Source organism: Fibrobacter sp. UWB3, from assembly GCF_002210405.1.
In the GTDB taxonomy this organism is placed as follows: Bacteria; Fibrobacterota; Fibrobacteria; order Fibrobacterales; family Fibrobacteraceae; genus Fibrobacter.
In genome coordinates this window covers 50,263-69,464 of sequence record NZ_MWQJ01000007.1, presented here as the reverse complement: position 1 = coordinate 69,464, position 19,202 = coordinate 50,263, and the positions used below count along the sequence as shown (strand labels likewise).

At 48.0% G+C, this 19,202-nt stretch carries 12 protein-coding genes; 4 read left to right on the top strand and 8 right to left on the bottom strand.

What is annotated here, in order from left to right; all coding sequences use genetic code 11:
* Positions 1-91 precede the first annotated feature (91 nt).
* Positions 92-529, bottom strand: a complete 438-nt coding sequence (locus B7991_RS14990) for a hypothetical protein (RefSeq protein ID WP_217898053.1) — start codon at positions 527-529, stop codon at positions 92-94.
* Here B7991_RS14990 and B7991_RS09175 point away from each other — a divergent pair.
* On the top strand, positions 522-1,505 hold the full coding sequence (locus tag B7991_RS09175) for a glycoside hydrolase family 3 N-terminal domain-containing protein (RefSeq protein WP_217898052.1): 984 nt from the start codon (positions 522-524) through the stop codon (positions 1,503-1,505). The genes B7991_RS14990 and B7991_RS09175 overlap by 8 nt on opposite strands.
* Here B7991_RS09175 and B7991_RS09170 read toward each other — a convergent pair.
* From B7991_RS09170 to B7991_RS09155, 4 genes are all read right to left on the bottom strand, one after another.
* Positions 1,502-2,311 carry a hypothetical protein gene (locus B7991_RS09170; protein WP_088630555.1) on the bottom strand — a complete coding sequence of 270 codons (810 nt, stop codon included), beginning with the start codon at positions 2,309-2,311 and terminating at the stop codon, positions 1,502-1,504. The two genes, B7991_RS09175 and B7991_RS09170, sit on opposite strands and share 4 nt — an antisense overlap.
* Before the next feature lie 30 nt (positions 2,312-2,341).
* Positions 2,342-3,952 carry a hypothetical protein gene (locus B7991_RS09165; protein WP_088630554.1) on the bottom strand — a complete coding sequence of 537 codons (1,611 nt, stop codon included), beginning with the start codon at positions 3,950-3,952 and terminating at the stop codon, positions 2,342-2,344.
* A 151-nt stretch (positions 3,953-4,103) separates the two neighbouring features.
* On the bottom strand, positions 4,104-4,670 hold the full coding sequence (locus B7991_RS09160) for a PolC-type DNA polymerase III (protein WP_088630553.1): 567 nt from the start codon (positions 4,668-4,670) through the stop codon (positions 4,104-4,106).
* A gap of 6 nt (positions 4,671-4,676) precedes the next feature.
* Complete coding sequence (locus B7991_RS09155; RefSeq protein WP_088630552.1) at positions 4,677-5,261, bottom strand: hypothetical protein; 585 nt, start codon at positions 5,259-5,261, stop codon at positions 4,677-4,679.
* Between the two features lie 154 nt (positions 5,262-5,415).
* On the opposite strand from B7991_RS09155, the gene B7991_RS09150 reads away from it, so the two are divergent.
* Together B7991_RS09150 and B7991_RS09145 are read left to right on the top strand one after the other, a co-directional pair.
* Positions 5,416-6,339, top strand: coding sequence for a glutamate--tRNA ligase family protein (locus tag B7991_RS09150; RefSeq protein WP_088630657.1), 924 nt, complete (start codon positions 5,416-5,418; stop codon positions 6,337-6,339).
* Positions 6,340-6,368: 29 nt separating this feature from the next.
* A complete protein-coding gene (locus tag B7991_RS09145) occupies positions 6,369-10,445 on the top strand; it encodes a hypothetical protein (RefSeq protein WP_088630551.1) in 4,077 nt (1,358 codons plus the stop codon).
* Positions 10,446-10,772: 327 nt separating this feature from the next.
* Here the strand turns inward: B7991_RS09145 and B7991_RS09140 are convergent, their stop codons facing one another.
* The gene (locus B7991_RS09140; RefSeq protein ID WP_254917917.1) at positions 10,773-11,111 is read right to left on the bottom strand and encodes an SPOR domain-containing protein; all 339 of its coding nucleotides are present in this window, start codon (positions 11,109-11,111) and stop codon (positions 10,773-10,775) included.
* 390 nt (positions 11,112-11,501) lie between these two features.
* A complete protein-coding gene (locus tag B7991_RS09130; protein WP_176421790.1) occupies positions 11,502-16,343 on the bottom strand; it encodes a fibro-slime domain-containing protein in 4,842 nt (1,613 codons plus the stop codon).
* A gap of 315 nt (positions 16,344-16,658) precedes the next feature.
* Between B7991_RS09130 and B7991_RS09125 the strand changes: the two genes are divergently transcribed.
* A complete protein-coding gene (locus tag B7991_RS09125) occupies positions 16,659-17,477 on the top strand; it encodes a GGDEF domain-containing protein (RefSeq protein WP_254917916.1) in 819 nt (272 codons plus the stop codon).
* Between the two features lie 225 nt (positions 17,478-17,702).
* On the opposite strand, the gene B7991_RS09120 is transcribed toward B7991_RS09125, so the two are convergent.
* Complete coding sequence (locus B7991_RS09120) at positions 17,703-19,097, bottom strand: MATE family efflux transporter (RefSeq protein WP_088630546.1); 1,395 nt, start codon at positions 19,095-19,097, stop codon at positions 17,703-17,705.
* Positions 19,098-19,202: the final 105 nt, after the last annotated feature.

The following is a 19,202-nucleotide window of genomic DNA, read 5'->3' as shown; positions in this document are numbered from 1 at the left end:
GACGAAGAATCCAGTTAAACTTCACTGGATCCTTCCACTTTCAGTGTCAGGATGACAAATGAATTTCTGTGTCAAGAAGACACAATGAATATTAATACATGACCTTTAGACTTTTACTTACACTTGTTCTTTTCGCGACTTGTTCTGCGCTTGCTTCGGGAAACATTCCTAAAGCTAAAGCGCCGTTGGCCATCGAAGATAGCATCATCATGCCCACGACAAGCGCTTCTGCAAAGAACACAGCCCCTGTTGCACAAAACGAAACGCTATTGTACGCTAGTTCATCGTCCGAAGAGACCATGTGCGTGATGGAATCCTCGTCAAGCGTACAGCAGATGACGCCCGCTGTGAGCAGTTCGTCCGCGACTCTCGCGACATCAAGCTCTTCCGCGACCTCCAGCTCGTCCACAACAGTACAGTCTTCGTCGAGCGTTGCTAAGTCCGGCAAAAATCCGTACAACTTGCCCGATGAACTCATGCCTTTGTGGAATTCCATGTCCATGCGCCAAAAAGCGGGCCAAATGATCATGGTGTTCCTCACCTCTCCGCAATTCATAATCGAGAACGAACTCGGCGGCGTTCTCATCACAGGCAAGCACCTCCGCAGTTTCGACAATTACAAAGAACGAATGGACGAAATCGACAGGAACTTGAAGATTCCTCTTTTCACGGCACTCGACCAAGAAGGCGGCCTCGTTAACCGTTTAGTATCGTATTCAAAGCAATGGGAAGGCCTCCCGAGCGCCCGCGAAATGCGCCGTATGGACACCACGCAAATTTACACACTCACGAAGAAAATCGGGCGTACACTCAAAGACATCAAAATCAATATGAATCTGGCCCCGGTTCTGGACCCGTCCAAAGACCACCGCGGCACAAATTCGTTCATGGAAGAAAGCCGCCGCTCCTGGGGTAACGACACCACGAACGCATACAAAGTCAGAGCATTCGTCAACGGCATGCGCGCCAACGGCGTCATCTGCGTTTCAAAGCACTTCCCCGGTTATGATTCCTGGACCAACAGCGACTTGCAAATCGCCATCAGCGCCTCGCCCAAAGAAAGAATCAACCAGAACGCGAGCTTTTTCAGGACTCTCTCCAAAGACATCCCCGTCACAATGATGTCGAGCGTCCACTTTTTGCGCATTTCCAGCCGCCCCGCCGTCTTTGACGCCAACATAGTCAAAATGGCACGCCGTGGATTCCCGGACATGGTCGTGCTTACCGATGACCTCTGGGGCACCTCGCTTCGCGCCTGGGCAAGTGGCAAAACGCAAATTCCTCCTCGCAAAAACTATCCGGAAAAAGATTTCAAGCGCCTCATCACTGCCATCATCGACGCAGGCAATGACATTCTCATGATTTCTTACACGTCCAAAGCCAAGGACATGCTCGACATCATGATGGAACTTTCCGATAAAAGTTCAAAATACAAGCGACGGATTGAAGAATCCGCCGCCCGCATCCTGAAGCTCAAATATAAAGCTGGAATATTAAAGCTTTAATTAGCGCATGTGCCATAGACTCCGACTTTTTCGATATCAAATCGAATAGCCACATCATAATCAGAATTTTGAGTGAAAACAACTTGAATTGCATGCATATGAGCCACAGCATCAGCTATGGTATACGCTTCATTTGCATAGTATTCATTAGTCGTAAAATCAGTCCAAGCCACATTCAAGACCCTTAATTCGCCTTTGTTGCCTGTAATTAAATTTTCGTCAACTTCATATCCAAATTTTGCATTGTAATTACGAGAAGACACATAATTATCAGCAACTTCCAATCGTACTTGCATTGATTGAAGTGCATTAAGATAATCTACAGAGCTTCCTGAATATACAGCTTTATATCTTATACAAACCCCTAGCACAGAAGAAAAATTGTATCCTTCCAAACTATCTGGTCCAAGAAAGTATTGGAGAAGCAAAGCGTTCCAAGAGCCATCTGTAGCCGTCAAATATACCTTGCCACAAACGCCGCCATTACAGCGAACCAAAACTTGCTGGTCAACAGGTTTACCATCGCCGGGAGTATACTCATCAACAATCGCAGCCTGATCAGGATTCGGTCCCCATTTTACATCAGCATTTTCATTTCCAGCATCTATAAAGTAGTACCATAATCCATTAAGGTCAGCACTACTCGTTGATACCGCAGAACTACTGCTTTCATTGAGAATCATGCCACTACTTACTGTCGGTGCAGAAGGCTTGGCATCCGAACTATCATCTCCACAAGCCACGAAAGCCATTGTAGAGAAAGACACAGCAGCAATCGCTGCTGTTTTTAACAGTTTCTTATTCATAAGCTCCCCGCTTGTTGAGTTGTTAGTTTGTTAATCTTCACAAGTGCCGTAGGCACCGATTTTTTCAATATCGAATTTTATTTCACCGGCATCGTCCCACAGTGAGAAATAGAACCTTACCGTATACAAATGTTTTACAGTTTCATTAATTGTTTTCCATTCGTTTCTAGGAACCCAATCGACACGAGAAAAATCAGACCAGCGGATATTTATGACATCCCCATCTCCAAATGTTTCTGGCAACATATAAGAAAGCGATTCAAATTCTTCACCCGCTTCCATAGAAAGCAAAGCAAGTCTCATGTCCGGCTTATCCGCTTTATACTTTAAGCATAAGCCGAGCCAAGAGGAAACATCCGAGCCATTATTTTCATCTGGAGTTACATTAAAGCCCATCCAGAAGTTTTCAGACTGTTCTCCGTCCGTATTTTCGTCATAATTATCAGGCTCGGGCTGTACAACTCTAACCGATATGATATTATGCCCCTCATGGACAAGCTCTTGATCGTCATTTACTTCAAAATACATATCTGCAAAATACTTACCCTGTTCAGGATCTTCTTCAATTACCTCATCATAATTAGGCCCCCAATAGGCCTCGGTTACACCCGATTTTCCCATATACCACCAGCCACCATTCCAGTCGACATTTTCACCCACAAGTTCACAATCCGCAAAATTATCAGGATCAGTTATACCACTGGAGAGGACGCGATGATTGGGGCTACAAAATCCATCCGCACTATTCTTTCCATAGTACCAGGCATCGAAACCAACACCGCGGACCTTCTCTACATCCTTGCCATTCTTGATGATGCCAACGCTCACACCACCACACATCAGTTCAAAACCAGAACCATCTTCGAGAGCAGAAGCCGTGCAACTAGAACCATTCCTGCCTTTAACACCATTGGTCCCATTTTTGATTATACCGACAACATTTCCACCACAAGAAAGTTCAAAGCCAGATTCATCAGCAAGCGCCGTAGCTTTACAACTGGAGCCTTCTTCACCTTTTTTACCATTTTCACCATTCTTTATGGTACCAACCACCTTGCCACCACAAGTCAGTTCAAAACCGGAGTTATCGGCCAGAGGCTCCGCACTGCAACTTGTGCCGTTTTCTCCATTGGAGCCATTCTTAACCGTTCCGACAACTTCACCACCACAGATTAATTCATAACCAGATTTATCATCAAGAGCCTTAGCACTACAGCTTGTGCCATTCTCGCCATTTGTTCCATTAATACCATTGGCTCCATTCGAACCATTCTTGATAACGCCAACAACTTCGCCATCACAAGAGAGTTCAAAGCCCGATTTATCCGTCAAGGCCTTGGCCGTGCAGCTTGAGCCATTGACACCATTGACGCCGTTTGTTCCATTTTTACCATTAGTTCCATTGGAGCCATTCTTTATGGTGCCAACAACCTTGCCACCACAAGTCAATTCATAACCGGAGTCATCGTCCAAAGCTTTAGCACTGCAACTAGTGCCATTCTCTCCATTTTTGCCAGCAACACCCTGTTCTCCAGCAGGTCCCTGAGGGCCTTCTGAATCTTCACCGCATGCGTTAAACGCAAGCATGGACACGAACGAAAACGCAGCAACCGCTGCATATTTTTTAAGCTTGATAGACATAAGCTCCTCTCCTGTTGTCTTTTTTAAAGTAAACAAAAAAAACAAAATCGTATCAATTTATTTCAAAGCATGACCAAAAACATGTTGATAAAGAGTTGGTAAACTATAGTTGTCACACTTTTTTGCGCGATTTACGCAATTTTGTCAAGCCCTACTTACTAAACGCCTGTTTCTTGGCAACGGAGATATTCACGACGTTTTTCATCACGCCGGCCTCGCCGACCTTCTCCAAAGCCGACTTCAAAATGGCGGCCGCAGCAAGCGTATCGTCCAAAGCACGATGATGATTAAAATCCGGGAGCCCCAGAGATTCCGTAAGTTTGTGCAAACTGTAGCTCGGCTGCCCCGGGAACACACGCCGCGAAAGCTTTACCGTACAAAGTCTCGCTGGGTTGAACTTGATGCAACAGCGTTTCAGTTCCGCAGTCATATACTTGCAGTCGAACTGGACGTTGTGTGCTACAAAAATGCGGTCTTGCAAAAGTGCAGCCACATGTTCTGCAATCGCTCCAAATTGCGGTTGTCCACTCACCATCTCGTCGGTGATGCCCGTCAGTTCGCGGACAAACGGCGTAATCGGCGTTCCCGGATCTACAAGCGCGTGGTACGTTTCAACAATTTCGGAACCGTCCATCAGGGCGATTCCGATTTCCATTATACGATTATCTTCACCATGTCCGCCGGTCGTTTCGAGATCGACTACCGCAAATTTTAGCAATGCAAATTACCTAACGGGGATATCGATATCGAGCGTCTCCATCCCGTCTCGAGCCTGCACACGCGCAAGCATCACATTGGACTTCGGGTGCCCGTAAACAGGGACGACGAGCAGGTTAGAAACGCCTCTCTGTTCACTCGGAACCGCATCGGTATCGTAAGCTGTTTTCGTAAATATAGGTTTCTTGCTGCCATCGTACAACGAGTACGTCAACTTGCGGGGCATTCCCTTCTTGATTTGCGACGTTTTCACCTGGAAATAGATGTAACCGCCCTTCGGAACGGCTCTCAGGCTGTCACGAATTTCTTCTTCAGTCGCATAGGCGGCTTCCATTGCAAGGCGAACATTATTGCGCACGCGGTCCGGAGATTCGTATTCCACCATCACATTGAACTTTGCATCTTCGGGAATAGCGCTCTGGCGCACATCGCGAATATTGCTGTTGTTCTGATGATACTCCCATCGACCATTGTCATGTAATATTACCGTTGCGCCGTTCGAAGCCGTAGCGACAACATCGTTAGCGAAAGCATTTGCTGCAAACGCAAAGAACAGAGCCACACAGGCTCTCGAAAGACTCATTCCACCCATAAATACTCCAGTTTGACATCCCATCGTTTATTAATATATCATAAGAAATGGCGTTTTGACGCAAAAAACAAAATAAATATGTTTTTTCATAGAATTTGTGTGACTTTAGTAACATTTTTACAACTTATATTTGCTCCGTAACTACATTTGCACCATGTCTGGAAAAATTCGATTCGCACCGAGCCCCACGGGTTACCTTCACGAAGGCCACTTGCTTTCGGCTCTTTATGTGTGGGCGGCTGCCAAAAAATGGGATTTAAAAATCCATCTGAGAATCGAAGACCATGACCAGAGTCGCGCGCGCCCCGCTTACATCGCAGGCATCCGAGAAGATTTGGAGTGGCTTGGATTCAAGTACGATTCCGAGAGCATACAAAGTGCCCGCGGACCTATCTACGAAGCCGCCCTCCAAAAACTTGTCGACAAATCGCTCGTTTATCCGTGCTATTGCAGCCGCAAGCAGCTCCTCGCCGAGAACCCGCAAAGCGAAACCGGTGAAATCATTTATCAGGGAAAATGCAAACATCTTGTCATCCTGAGCGAAGCAATTCGTCATCCTGAACGAAGTGAAGGATCCAGTGAAGTTTTGAGTAGCAACTCAGCGCCGCATAACCTTCGCTTTATCGTCCCCAATAAAGTTATCGACTGGCACGACCTGCGCCTCGGGGACTTTCACGAGAACCCAAAACTCCAGTGCGGCGACTTCCCGATCCGCGACCGCGACAACCAATGGACCTACCAGTTTGCCGTTTGTGTCGACGACATCGACGAGCAAATCACACATATCGTCCGCGGAGAAGATATCCGCAACTCCACAGCCCGCCAAATAGCGCTCATGGAAGCACTTGGCCGCAAAGAACGCGCTGTCTACCTGCACCACCCGCTCATCGTGGACGACAACAACAAGAAGCTTTCCAAACGCGAGCTCGCCCATAGCCTGCGCCAAGACAAAGAAGCCGGCATCACCCCCGAGATGCTCTTCGGACGAGTCTGCCACAAGGCGCATCTGACAGAATCGGACTCCCCGATTACCCTCATTGACGCTATATCCATAATTATGGATCAAATTCCAACCTAGATAGGTTAAAAAAAATTTATATTCGAGACATGGCATCAACGTCAGTGTCCGCAACCATTGAAAAAATCCGCGAAGAGGCTGCAGTCTTTGAAAGCAAAGACCGCTTGCTCAATTTTTCTCAAAAGAACAAGTTCCAGTCTCCACTGCTTTTAGGCAACGGCGACCAATTTTTTGAAGCATGGCAAAAAGAGCCCACGCCGCGCGCACTTGCCGAGTTTTTCCCCGTATCCGCAAAATACGATGAAGAAAAGCAAGCCGCCGATCTTCAAAAATTCCGCAATATTTTAAAGACAAAAGTCGAGGACTTTTGCAACCAGGATTTATACATGGCAACGGGATTCATCAAATGGGGCGAAAAGTCCCTTGCCCCGGCCATCCTCATCCCGCTGACCTACGATGCCGAAAACGACACAGTCGCTATTTCCACACGTGCCCCTGTCGAAAACATTGCGCTTCCGACGCTTGATAAAAACATCAAGTTTCCAAAGGCTTTAGACTTTATCAAGAATGGCACTTTTGGAATTCAGAAATTTTTCGATACGCTCGAAAAAAGAATTGAGCCCAAAACAGATTGGAAGTTTACACGTAACGGCTATTGCATCACGTTCTACAGCACAAACAAGCTCCTCCTCAAAAAGAAGCTCACAAACGAATGCTGGGCAACAGCCAAAGCAGCAAACAACGAATTTTTCATAGCAACGATTGGTAATGACGGATTTTTGCCAAAGCCATCGCTTTTTGAAGAAATCCCCTACGACCACGTTTACAACCCTGCCGATCACTTTTTCCCCTACACAACCGATTCGCAGACGAACAAGGCTGTCATTGACGCACTAGACGGAGATAGCGCCTACGCTATTCAAACGCTCCCAGGAAGCGAAAAATCTAAAGTCGCTGTCAACATCGTCGCAGACCTTATCCAACAAAAGAAAAAAGTCTGTGTAGTATGCCGCAGGGCCATCACCAAGTTCAACTTTGAAAACGCCTGGAACCCGCCGTTCCGTTCGTTCCAAGGTCCTGACCGCGATACGCTCAAGACATCGCTCAGCGACACCCGAGCAAAACTCGTCTCGTATTACGATGCCGTCAATTTCCCGCTCAAGCCCAGTGGAGTGACGCTCACCGAGCTGCTTGACGAAATTACAAAATTAAAATCGGTCAAGACAAAGTTTGCAAGCGATCTTTTCAAGAGCATCGAAGATGTGCGCTATAAAAAGTTCAAGTCCATGCAAACGAGCTTGGAACAAATAGAGCAACTATTCTTCAACGAAAACGGAATCGAAATTTATAACGCCTTCCAGGGAATCACGCTACCAGCTGTATCGCAAGATCGCAAGACCCAAATTGGCGAAGACCTGGAACAAGCTAAAGCATTAGTCGAAACCATCAAGCCGTTTGTCGAATGCATGAACAAATCCAAGCTTTACCTCGATGGGATTAAGCTTTCGGATGTTTTTGCACTCGCAAGTGTCTTCAAGAAAAACTTCGACAACGAGATGCCCGGTTTTGAAGACTGGGACCTGCATTCAAACGGTTGGATAGCCTATCAAGATGACCTAAACGATTTACCGAACGCAGGAGCTCGCTGGTCAAGCTACCGTCGCAAAGGTTCCGACATTTTCACGGACGAAGCCATCGATGCCAACGTCCTTGCAGCTCGTAAAGAATTTGAAGAAAGCTTGAGTTCTGCACTCAAGGCACTCTCGGATCATTACCGTAGGCCAAAGCGCATTTTGCTCAGTGTTTTCAAAGACCCAAAGAACATCACCTCTGATGACATGCTTATCGAGCAAATCGACAAGCTTATCGAAATGCAGGAATACAGGCGCAAGTACAAAGACTCCTCTGTACTTGCCGCTCGTTTGTTCGGTAGAGACTGGAAATACGAAAAAACTGACTGGAAGGACTTGGCCGATAAAATCCGCCATTACTACGTCTTCCGAGCACGCATCAAGAATAGCGACCAGCACGACTACCTGCTTCAGCTTCTCGCCAAGTGGCACCTGTTCAGGCAGCACTTTGAAAAGCTGGACCGCATCTTGGTCAGCGCCGAAGAATTGCAGAAGAAGCTCCAAAGCATAAGCAAATCGTTCAACTTGAGCACATCCATGGAAGCGCAAAACGTGGATTCATGGCTCGAAAAGATTGAACGCTGGTCCGTATTGTGGAATGCACAGGACATTTACTTGCAGCTCTGCGAGCACATGGAAAACATCAGCGATTCGCCATGCGAAAACCTGGCCCAGTTCGTAAGCGATACCAAGAATGCGAACAAGGATATTCCCATGGCATTTGCCCGCGCCTGGACCAACAGCCAAATGCAGGCCGCAACCGCCAAATGCCCTGAACTTTTCAGCCCGTCTTCGAAGAATCGAAAGCAACAGGGCAAGTTATTCCGAACGCAGCTAGATCAGTTCTGCAACGCAAATTTCCGTGCCGCGCACGAATGCATCAAGGATTCGCCAGCACAGCTCCAGATCGTTACGTTATCGCAAACATACGACTGTGATTTTGAGTCGTTTGACGCAACGCTATTTTTGGATGCCGATTGCATGACAATTGCCGAAGCCATGCCAGGGATTTTAAAGACAAAGAAAGCTATTCTCTTTGGAAACCCATGCGCCCCGGCACTCGAAATGTTACCGACGGACGCATGCAACATGGATATTTCGTCGCAGTCCATTTTCTTCAAGGACAATGTACTTTCGGCTGCGCTCCGCAAGGGAATCCCAACTCGCGTGATTGGCTACACAGCGCAATACGCAGATCCGTCGTTATTCAGTTTTGCCAACAGCAAAATCTACAATAACGAAATGGCCCAGTTCCCGAATTCGACATTATCCACAAGCAAAATGCAGACGATTAAAACCGTCCGCGACAAAGTCTTGTCCATTGCAGAAAAAGCGGTTCAGCACGCGACAAAGAACCCAAGCCAGACTCTTGGAATTGTTGCATCGACCCAAAATCTTTGCAGTGAAATCGAAAACGCCATTCAGGCGCTTTTGCAAAAGAATCCTAGCCTGGTTCCGTTCTTTACGCAAGGGAACCTTTCAAATAAATTCTACATCAAGACCATTGAACGCGCTGTAGATCTTTACCGCGATGTCATCTTTGTCTGCGCCGATATCGACTGCATTTCAAGTGTTGCCAGCACCCGCAAGCTTTCAATTTGCACAACGCTTGCCAAACAAAGCCTTACGCTTTTCATCTCGGACGATGATGCGGACAAGCTTGCAACTGTGAAGCCCAATCTTTTCCAGGAATGGGTCAGTTCTCTAAAGAGCTCGAAATGTGCAACCGCGAACAACGACGCACCCGAATCCATTCTTGACACACAAATTAAGGAACTGTTTGTAAAGCAAAGCATTCCTTTCAAGGACTGCATTTCGACAGGCAACATTCCGGTAGGTCCAGTCGTCATTGACGCAAACAACTCAAAGCGTTTCCTCGCCGTTATCGAAAGCGACTGCAGCAGAGCCCCTTACAAGGAATCCATCGAAGATCGCGAATACACACGCCCTAATGCACTCTCAAGATTCGGATGGAAGGTCCTTAACATGTGGCTCCCGCTTTGGAATATTTCGAATGCCGACGAAAAGGAAAACCTCATCGCCACAATTGCGATCGAACAAAGCGTCGCACCGCCACCGCAAGAAGACATTCCTCTCGATGATGCTGAAACAGGCATTTCTGTGAAAATCGAACCGTACTGCGTAAAGCACCCCGCCATTGCAGGGACGGAGAATCAATCCATCTCTGAGCTTCCAAAAGAGGCTCTCATCGAGCAGCTGAAGTTCTACATTGACAGCGAATCGCCTATCCACGGCGAGGTCTTATTGCAAAGGATGCTGGAACTGCACCACGTCGAACGCACAAGCGCAAAGATCAGCGCCGCATTGAACGAAGCCATCAAGCAAGCACTGCACCAGAAGCTGTTCGTCAAAACGGGGCCGTTCTTCTATTCTCTCACAAACAAGAACGTCGTGCTGCGCGACCGCTCCAAGAGGCCTGACAGCGAACGCAAGATATCATACATATCGCCCGAAGAACGTGCCCTCCTCAAGCTCGATGAGCACAGCATCAAGCAGATGCTCGGCGTGCTGTAATAGACGGAGGTTTCATCTTAATGTCATGCCCAAACTAAGCAAAAACATGTCATGCCCCACTTGATGGGGCATCTCCTTTTATACGAGATGGAGATTCCCGGTCGGAGCCGGGAATGACATGCAAGGCGAGTGCAGCAAGAATGAGTATACTCATTCTTATTGCCGAGCCGCAGCTGTCATGCCACGAAGTGGAATGACAAAGAGCCGAGCGATGCAGAAACATGCTTGCATGTTTCTATATCCGAGGCGAATAAGTCAAGCCTCGAAGAGGAATGACAAAGAGCAGGCTATTGCCTGCTCTTTGTGCGTTAAACGCGTTGAATCGCTTTATCGAATCTTGACGACAAAGGCGTTGATGTTATAAGCGGAGAGTTCGCGAGCCTTATCCTCGGCGACCTTGCGCTTTGTCCATCCACCACCGCGAAGCTTGTAGAACGGCGTATCGAAGACAACCTGGATGGTATAACCTGTACTTGCAGAGAGCTGAGCCTTACGACGCTGAGCGGCGTCAAAGTCACCCACGGCTTCGAACTGGAGCATGTAGAATCCATCGGACTTATCGTTCTTGCCCGTGACCTTAGCAGGGACGGCAGAATTACTCGTCGTATCGCGAAGCGAAGCACTGAGCGTCGGCTTGTATTCGTTACCGCGGAAAAGAGAATCCATATCAGTTGGCGATCCGGCCCAAGCCAAAGCGCATAAAGAAGCTGCAATTAAAAACTTTCGCATGTGTTGAAATATAGAAATTGATAAAAAAAAGTGTATGGAGATTCCCGCTCGGAGGCGGGAATGACAAAGGAGCCGAGTGATGCAGAAACATGCTTGCATGTTTCTATATCCGAGGCGAACAAGTCAGACCCCTTTAGGGGAATGACATGCAAGGGTATCAAGCGAGAGGTCACTTGTGATTTCGCATTTGATACCCGCAGCAGTCAGACCTCGAAGAGGAATGACAGTATCGTAGCGGGAATGAAGAAAGCTTGGGTGACAGAGTAAAAAAAGCCTCCCCGGAGGGAGGCTTTCTGAAATTCTAATAAGTGAGTTTTAAGTCACCGATTACCTTTTCTTCTTGGAGCGGACACCCCACATTTCAGACTTTTCGTGCTTGTTCTTCTTGTCAACGTTACCAAGCTTAACGAATGTCTTGATCTTGGAGATGAATGCGCCAGTACCCACAAAGCGAGACTTCAAGTTCTTGTCGTTCCAGACAACGAAGAAGTTTCTACGGACGTCAACGCAGTTCTTACCTTCGAAGTAGTATCTGCCGTTTTCGAGCTTGTTCTTTTCGTCATCGCAGTAGATGCGCTTGTGTTCGCTCAAAACATGAGCACCCAAGTTCGAATAGAGATGCATATCATAATCGAGGTACACATCTTCCTTCTTGAGCTTGGTGTACTGTTCCTTAGATTCAATCAAAGCACCCATATCGCTCTTGATGAACCAGCCGTTCGGAGCAAAGCCATACTTAGCCATAGCCGGGTCGACAGAGCTCTTAGCGATCATGGCTTCCATGAACTGACCTTCATCCTTGTTTGCATCAAACGGGATGACTTCGGTCGGCGGGAGCACAGCGGCTTCTGCAACAGTCAGCGGGACGAAACCAATTGCATCCGGGCGAATTCTCTTGACAAAGGAGTTCACGTCACCAGTAATCTGGACCCACGGAGACGGCAGACGAACTGTTGCATCGTAAGCCGGAGCGGTATTCCAAGCAAAGGCTGCGTCATCAGCAGACCAAGCGTTACGGAGGGAATCTGCAATCTTATATTCGGACTGGTCTTCCATAAAGCCAACGCCTTCAAGACCTCTGAAGTGGATATAGTCACCAGACTGCGGGAAGGTCGAAGACTTGCTGAAGAGCAATGTATGCGTTTCTGCAATCTTGTCTGCAAGCGTAATGTTAGCAGCAAGCGGAATGTAGTCAGCATACTGAGAGTTCTTACCATTGTTGATGTAGTAAGAGAACACCTTGTCACCTTCGAGAGAGCCCTGAGTGGTCTTCTGGACCTTTTCAGAGAACGTGAGCTTCAACTGAGCCAAATCACCGGCAGTACCGTCAGCAATCGTTCTTGCAGAGACGATGATCGGAGCAATACGGTCATAAATGATGCCTTCATAGTTGGCAGTCACAGGATCCGTTGCGCAAGTCTTACCGTCGTCGTTAAACTTCGGACAGTAGGTAGCCCAGGACTTGACCGTACCCGTACCAGTCGTCTTCACATCCTTAGAAAGCGTGATATGCTTGCCATCTTCAACACGGCTAAGAGCAATTCTATTCAAGCAGACATCTTCATCAAGACCGAATGCAGCACCGCAAGAAACACCTCTTGCAATATCAGTTTCATCAAAGACTACAGAATCCTTCTTATCGTCGCTCCAATAGACGACAATCTTATTCGGGAGAGAGTCCTTGTTGAACTGACGATGGTAGTAAACAACGAGGGAGTCGCCCTTACCATCAAGGTATTCGCCAGTCTTAGACAAGTACTTTTCAGGCATATTCAATTCGATCGAAGACGGAGCACCGTACACGTCAAAGATATCAGCAAACTGCGGAGTCGGAACCGGCGGTTCCTGGAACTGCATGTTCGTGTAAGAAGCAGACATCAACTTTGTGCTCGGGCCAAGGATCGTAAACGTTGCAGTACCATTACCAGCGTCATCTCTTAAGTAGACCACAGAAGAACGGATGGTAAATGTTGCACGGCCATTCACGACTTCGGCAGCAGAAATGAGATCGACACCGGTAGAAGACAAGGAAGCACTTCTGAGCAACGAGAAGTTACAATCCGTGCAAATTGTCGTGTCCGGGTTGAGAGCGACAACGTAGAAATTGTAAGACTGACCCTTCATACGAATGTAGCTATCAGCATCCTTCGTGATGACCTTGAATGTAGAGTCAGAATCCACAAACTTGAGCGTCGGCACAAAGAAGTCGACATTTGCAGTACGAGTAGTACCAGAAACACTGATGCTAACAGTTTCGACAGCAGACTTCATTTCATCGAACGGAATCGTCACGTAAATCGTATCGACACCGCCATCGCCAATCTTGCGGTTGTCCGTGGGCTTAAACGGAGAGAGAACACCATTCTTCAATTCATAGAAGAGGGCCTTATCATTGGTTACGGTCAGCGTGTAAGGAGAACCCTTAGCAGAAGAAAGTTCGAGATTCTTGTCGCAAGTGCCTTCACCAGTGCAAGGATCGCTGATAGCGGCGATGTAAAGCGGAACCATCTGGTTGAGAGCGATAGAACCATCGTCAGCCGGATTGGAAGCCATAGCGCGGCCCTTGAAATCAAAGCCCGGAATATGGTTATCATTGTCATCCACGAATTCAGCATTGCGATCAGCAATACCAATAGAACCCGAAATCTTAACTTCGATAGCTCTGGTCTGGTTGCCGATATGGATCAAAAGATAGAACTGACCGCCCTTGGCAAAGTAGTTCTTCAAGATATCCTTGTTGATAATCGGTTCACCCGGCTTAGAGACATCGATACCACCACCATACTGCTTGGGAGAAGCCTTAAAGTCTTCGGCAGAGACAACCACATCAGCGGGATTAGCACCAGTCTTATCCTTCGTGAATTCGTAGGTAATCGGCTGCTTAATGTTGGAACCGCAAGTAGAGTCTGCAACAGAGGCGCTCAAAGCAGCAGCGCAAGAACCGTCACCAGATTCGGTATAGCAGATGAGGTAATGGTTGTTACCATTTTCAAAGTAGTCAGCCTTATCCTGGTTTGCAAGCGGGTCGATACCGTTCTTCTGTTCGATGAACATATTCGTCTTGATATGGACGTTACTCATCGTCGTACGACGGTCGCAGAAGAAGATGTCAATCGGATAAGTATCGCCAACCTTAGCATCCGGCATGAACTTGTCCAAGTCTACGAAGCCCGGAGCAGCCAAGTGCGTACCACCGAGGTCCACAGCCAACTTGTTATTGATAAAGACCCAAATATCGTCGTCACCACGGAAGCTGAACTTCAAGTTCTTCTTGAAGCGGAACGTAGCGTGAGATTCGAAGCAGAAATGCTGGTTACGACCGGCCTTGGTGAAGCCCTTACCGTCATCACCATTACCGCCTTCCGTAGAAGTCCAACGATGCTTACCCGAATTCTGTCCCTGAGCATTCGGTTTTGCAATGTTTTCTGTACCTTCATCATATAAAGCAGGCCAAGTATCCGGAATAGCACCAGCCATCCATTCGCAGGACCAGCCCCAGCCATCGCCACCCCAGGTGACGTTCTTGCCATAGGACTTCTTGAATGCAGCCTGAATTCTTTCACCATCTTCGGTCGGAGTGCCATCCTTACTGAATTCAGAACCAGCAGAGAAGAGGCCTTCGCAGTCAATGCCGCCTTCCCAGCCGCCACCGTTACAGATAAGGTCGCTCAGAGGAACACCTTGTTCTTCATGAAGGGTACGGAGGCCCATCGGAGTCTGAGAAGTCTTATTGTTCGGATCATCCGGGCAGAAGAATGTCGGGCCTTCGGCCTTGCGCTTCGTTTCGGCAGCAGCCAAACGAGGAGAAATCATCATCGTTGCATCCGGTTCTTGTTCAGCCGGATAGAAACCGCCAGTAACCGGAGCACCGGGGCTCTTGTAATTGTCAGATTCGAATTCAAACTTGCCATCTTTAGCCTGGGAAAAGGCCATATTGAAGCAGTACTGTTCGTTCACACCTTCGGTGTAGTTAAACATAGCCTTGAAAGCGGCTTCGGCCTGAGCACCGAAGCACTGCTTACCCTTTGCGGTAAGGACCATGTACTTTTTCTTAGTCGTCGGGTCAGTGGCGAGAGTGCTTTCGACCATGCCCTTAGTCACGCCAACGCACGGAACAACAGCTTCACCCGTGGAATTGACCGGGAACTTTGCTGTATTGTAGTAGCAAGCATTGTACTTGACCTTCTCAGTACCATCAATAGCCTGAGACCAGTTCGGAGCGCAAGTAAATGCACCATGCAAAGAAGCGTCAGTATCATAAATAATAGCAGCCAAATCGTAACCGCAAGTACCTTGTGCGGCCGGGCGCGTTGTAGACCAACCCGGATTGGACTTGTTGGCAAGCTTTTTAGCTTCTTCTTCGTCAGCAACAAAGTAGACAGCGCCCTGGAAGTCCTCAGGCGGAACGAAAGCTTCCATAAAGTCATACAAAGGAATCGGCGTTGCAGTCGGGTTTTCTTCCCAAGCACCATTCTGACCTATAGCATCTGCTCTATCTTCATCGTCATCGCGATGAATGAGGACGCTCTTCGGAATGTCTTCATCGATATAGCGTCTGTAATACCATCCGCAGTTATCGGCATCGTTGTACATCTTTGTGTCAACAGCCTTGCCGTCGGCAGCCACTTCATAGAGCATCGGTTCTGCGCTCTTCCATGTCGTATTGTTCGGCAAGAAGACGTAGAAATCTCTAATGACCGGCATAGAGTTTTTCGTATAAATAGCCCCTTCTTTCTTCACGTCCGGATGGGCCATAATCCAGAAATCCATGCCATCGTCTTTACCAATAGAGCTGCAGGTAAAGCCTACGCTATTGGCATCGCCATTCAGGCCAGTGATAATGCCCGATGTCGTCACGCATCTGCTGTTATTGCAAGCACTGTTGTTGACGTCGTTGATGAAGAACGTAGCACCGTCATTCGTCTTTGTGGCGCCAAGGTCAATCATAGACCAGCCATCAGCATCAGCCTTAGGGAATGCTACACCCTGACCGCCAATCATCAAATATGCGGTAGTCCAACCATCAGGAAGTTGGAAGTGAATCTTGGGTGAACAAACGTCATTGCCCATCTGTGATTTTTTCAAGTCTGCCCATGCTCCTGACACTCCAACGAGAAGCAGACTCATCATCAATGCAAAACTTTGCAAAGCGTTATAACGTATTTTCATATTTTTCATCCATTTGGGTTTTTAATCCAATGAGGCATAGCAAAAAGACTGGCCTTCTTGATAAGCCACACAGACACGAAATCTACTTTTTTAATTGAAAAAAGGAAATTTTTTCTTTTAAAGATATGTGAAAAAAAATTTATATAGGCGAACGCTATAAAATATCAACACGTTTTCAACACTAAAATCACGTTTTAAAATTTGCTTTACAATAAGTAAAATTTCACTTACAAAATAGTGCGTATCATAATTGTATTATAACGCTTTGGTCCATTAAGACTTCCTATATTTGGGTCGGGATTTACAAGGGATTTTATGGAAATTTTAAAACCGATGACCGTTCATCCGCACTTGATCGTGCTGTACCCTCAAAGCGAGTTCGCAGAGCTTCCGCTCGAATTAGGGACCGTGGTGCTCGGTCGTGGACAAGACGCCGACATCCGTTTCGAAGACGAGCTAGTGAGCCGCAGGCATTGCGCGCTCACGTTTGATGGCCAGAGCGTGACGGTCGAAGACCTCGGTAGCACGAACGGAACGTTCGTCGACGGCAACTACATTCACAAGCAGATTCTCGATTCGGACAACAGGCTCCAGATTGGCAAGATGGTATTGAAGATTGCCTACAAGGATCCGAACGAGGAGGCTTTTAGCCGTGAGCTGTACGAAGCGGCGACAATGGACGAACTGACGGGAGTCCTGAACCGGCAGGCTTTTTTGGACCGTTCGGCAGGCGAACTTGTCAGCGCCCGCCGCGGGGGCTCATTTATCCATGTGGCGATGATCCGCGTGGACAACTTTAAGCACTTGACGGATTCTTGTGGTGAAATGTGCGGAGACCTGATTTTGAAGGAAGTCGTACGTTTGCTGAACGACGAGAAGCGCGATTCGGACTTGCTCGCACGCTACGAGGGCGAAAAGTTCCTGCTCCTCATGAACGGGATTTCGCCAGAAGACGCAACAAAGCGCGCCGAAAAGTTGCGTCTGGTGATTGAACGCCACATATTCTCGTGGATGGATTCGAGAATCCCAGTAACGATTTCCATTGGGCTTGTATCGCGCCAAGGCGCCGAAGTTTCGCAGATGAACGAGCTCATCGCCGAAAGCGATGGATTGCTCAACACAGCAAACATGTAACAGCTAAAATCGTCATGCCCGCGAAAGCGGGCACCTCCTTTTCATGCTTTACAAGAAGGAGATTTCCTCCCCATACGCGGATCATGCTCACATAAGTGCTAAAGCACTAAGTGATCAAAGAGCTCGGTGGCGGGAATGACAAAGGAGCCGAGTGATGCAGAAACATGCTTGCATGTTTCTATATCCGAGGCGAACAAGTCAAGCCCCGTTAGGGGCATGACAGGGCTAGATGCGCGGGATGTTTTTGAGTTCGGCGCGGAGCATGATGATGGCGATAAAGGCCGTCACAAAGTCCGCGATGGGCTGAGCCATGAACACGCCACGAAGCCCGAAGAAACGCGGCATAATAAACAGAAACGGAATCAGCAAAATGAGCTGACGGCAAGCGTTCAGGAACATCGAACGCCAAGCCTTGCCCGTTCCCTGGAAAAAGTTACCCGACACCATTCCAAGCGGTACAAACGGCATCATGCAAATGAAGGTGCGGAGAGCTTTGCACGTGAGCTGTTGCATGTTCTGGTCGTTCGGCACAAAAGGCGCCACAAACGCAAGCGTATTCGTCATCATGAGAATCCACGCAATCACGATGAACGCCGTTGCATAGAGCATGGTGAACTTGAGCGCGTCACGGACACGGTTGTTGTACTTTGCGCCGTAATTGTACCCGATAATCGGTTGAGAGCCCGTCACAAAGCCCATAAGTGGCAAAACAATCATGGAAACGATGCTCATCAGGATTCCAAATGCGGCAATTGCCTGGTCTCCACCCGTCATACCGTTCACTATCGGCAAGTCACGAGTACCATACGATGTGAGGCTACGGGCCAAAATGGCGTTCACAAGGCTGTTGCTAATCTGCATAATGCTCGGCGGAAGGCCAAGAATGAAGATTTTGCGCACATACGGGAGGCGGAGCTTCATGTAACGGCGGTTGACCTTGATAGGCGTCGTCTTTTTCACGAAGAACTGCATCACGGCAAGGCCGCCGATGAACTGGCTCAAGACAGTCGCCCAAGCAGCGCCCTCAATGCCCCAGTTAAACTTCATGATGAAAAGCCAGTCTAGAATCACGTTACTGCCAGCGCCTATCATCACGCGGGTCATGGCCGTTTTCGGGTGGCCCATGCTGCGGATAAAGTGGTTCATGCCGGGGACAATCGTCTGGAAAATCGCACCGCACAAGATAATGCGCATGTAACTCGAGGCCACAGGCAAAAGCTGGTCGCTAGCGCCAAAGAGCTTGAGGAGCGGCTCCATGAAAATCTGGCCAAGCGTAAAGGAGCTCACCGCCATAATGATGAGCAATACAAAGGAGTTGTTGAGGATAATGGCTGCCTGCTGGTACTTGCGTTCGCCGAGACGGATGGCAAAAAGCGTGTTGCCGCCCACGCCAATCATCATGGACATGGCCATAATGAAAAGGGCAATCGGGAAACAGATGGTGATGCCGCCGATGCCAAGGCTACCGACGCCCTGGCCCACGAAATAGCGATCCACAATGTTGTAGAGCGCTTCGACGAGCATACTGATGATGGCCGGGACCGAAAACTGCAAGACAATCTTCGGGATGCTAGCCGTCCCCATCGCGTTAAGTTTTTTATTGTTTATTACATCTTCCATAAACACACCCGTGAGGCCCGCAAGACGCAAATGGTTGGACTAGATGCGCGGAGCCGCTCAAAATAACCGCAAAATGCGGAAAACTTCGTAAAAACCTCAATTTTC

What these genes read in the sequence shown, in the direction of transcription:
- B7991_RS09175 (WP_217898052.1), top strand. Translation starts at nt 522, where the DNA reads ATGATCATGGTGTTCCTCACCTCTCCGCAATTCATAATCGAGAACGAA.
- B7991_RS14990 (WP_217898053.1), bottom strand. Translation starts at nt 529, where the DNA reads ATGATCATTTGGCCCGCTTTTTGGCGCATGGACATGGAATTCCACAAA.
- B7991_RS09170 (WP_088630555.1), bottom strand. Translation starts at nt 2,311, where the DNA reads ATGAATAAGAAACTGTTAAAAACAGCAGCGATTGCTGCTGTGTCTTTC.
- B7991_RS09165 (WP_088630554.1), bottom strand. Translation starts at nt 3,952, where the DNA reads ATGTCTATCAAGCTTAAAAAATATGCAGCGGTTGCTGCGTTTTCGTTC.
- B7991_RS09155 (WP_088630552.1), bottom strand. Translation starts at nt 5,261, where the DNA reads ATGGGTGGAATGAGTCTTTCGAGAGCCTGTGTGGCTCTGTTCTTTGCG.
- B7991_RS09150 (WP_088630657.1), top strand. Translation starts at nt 5,416, where the DNA reads ATGTCTGGAAAAATTCGATTCGCACCGAGCCCCACGGGTTACCTTCAC.
- B7991_RS09145 (WP_088630551.1), top strand. Translation starts at nt 6,369, where the DNA reads ATGGCATCAACGTCAGTGTCCGCAACCATTGAAAAAATCCGCGAAGAG.
- B7991_RS09140 (WP_254917917.1), bottom strand. Translation starts at nt 11,111, where the DNA reads ATGGATTCTCTTTTCCGCGGTAACGAATACAAGCCGACGCTCAGTGCT.
- B7991_RS09130 (WP_176421790.1), bottom strand. Translation starts at nt 16,343, where the DNA reads ATGAAAATACGTTATAACGCTTTGCAAAGTTTTGCATTGATGATGAGT.
- B7991_RS09125 (WP_254917916.1), top strand. Translation starts at nt 16,659, where the DNA reads ATGGAAATTTTAAAACCGATGACCGTTCATCCGCACTTGATCGTGCTG.
- B7991_RS09120 (WP_088630546.1), bottom strand. Translation starts at nt 19,097, where the DNA reads ATGGAAGATGTAATAAACAATAAAAAACTTAACGCGATGGGGACGGCT.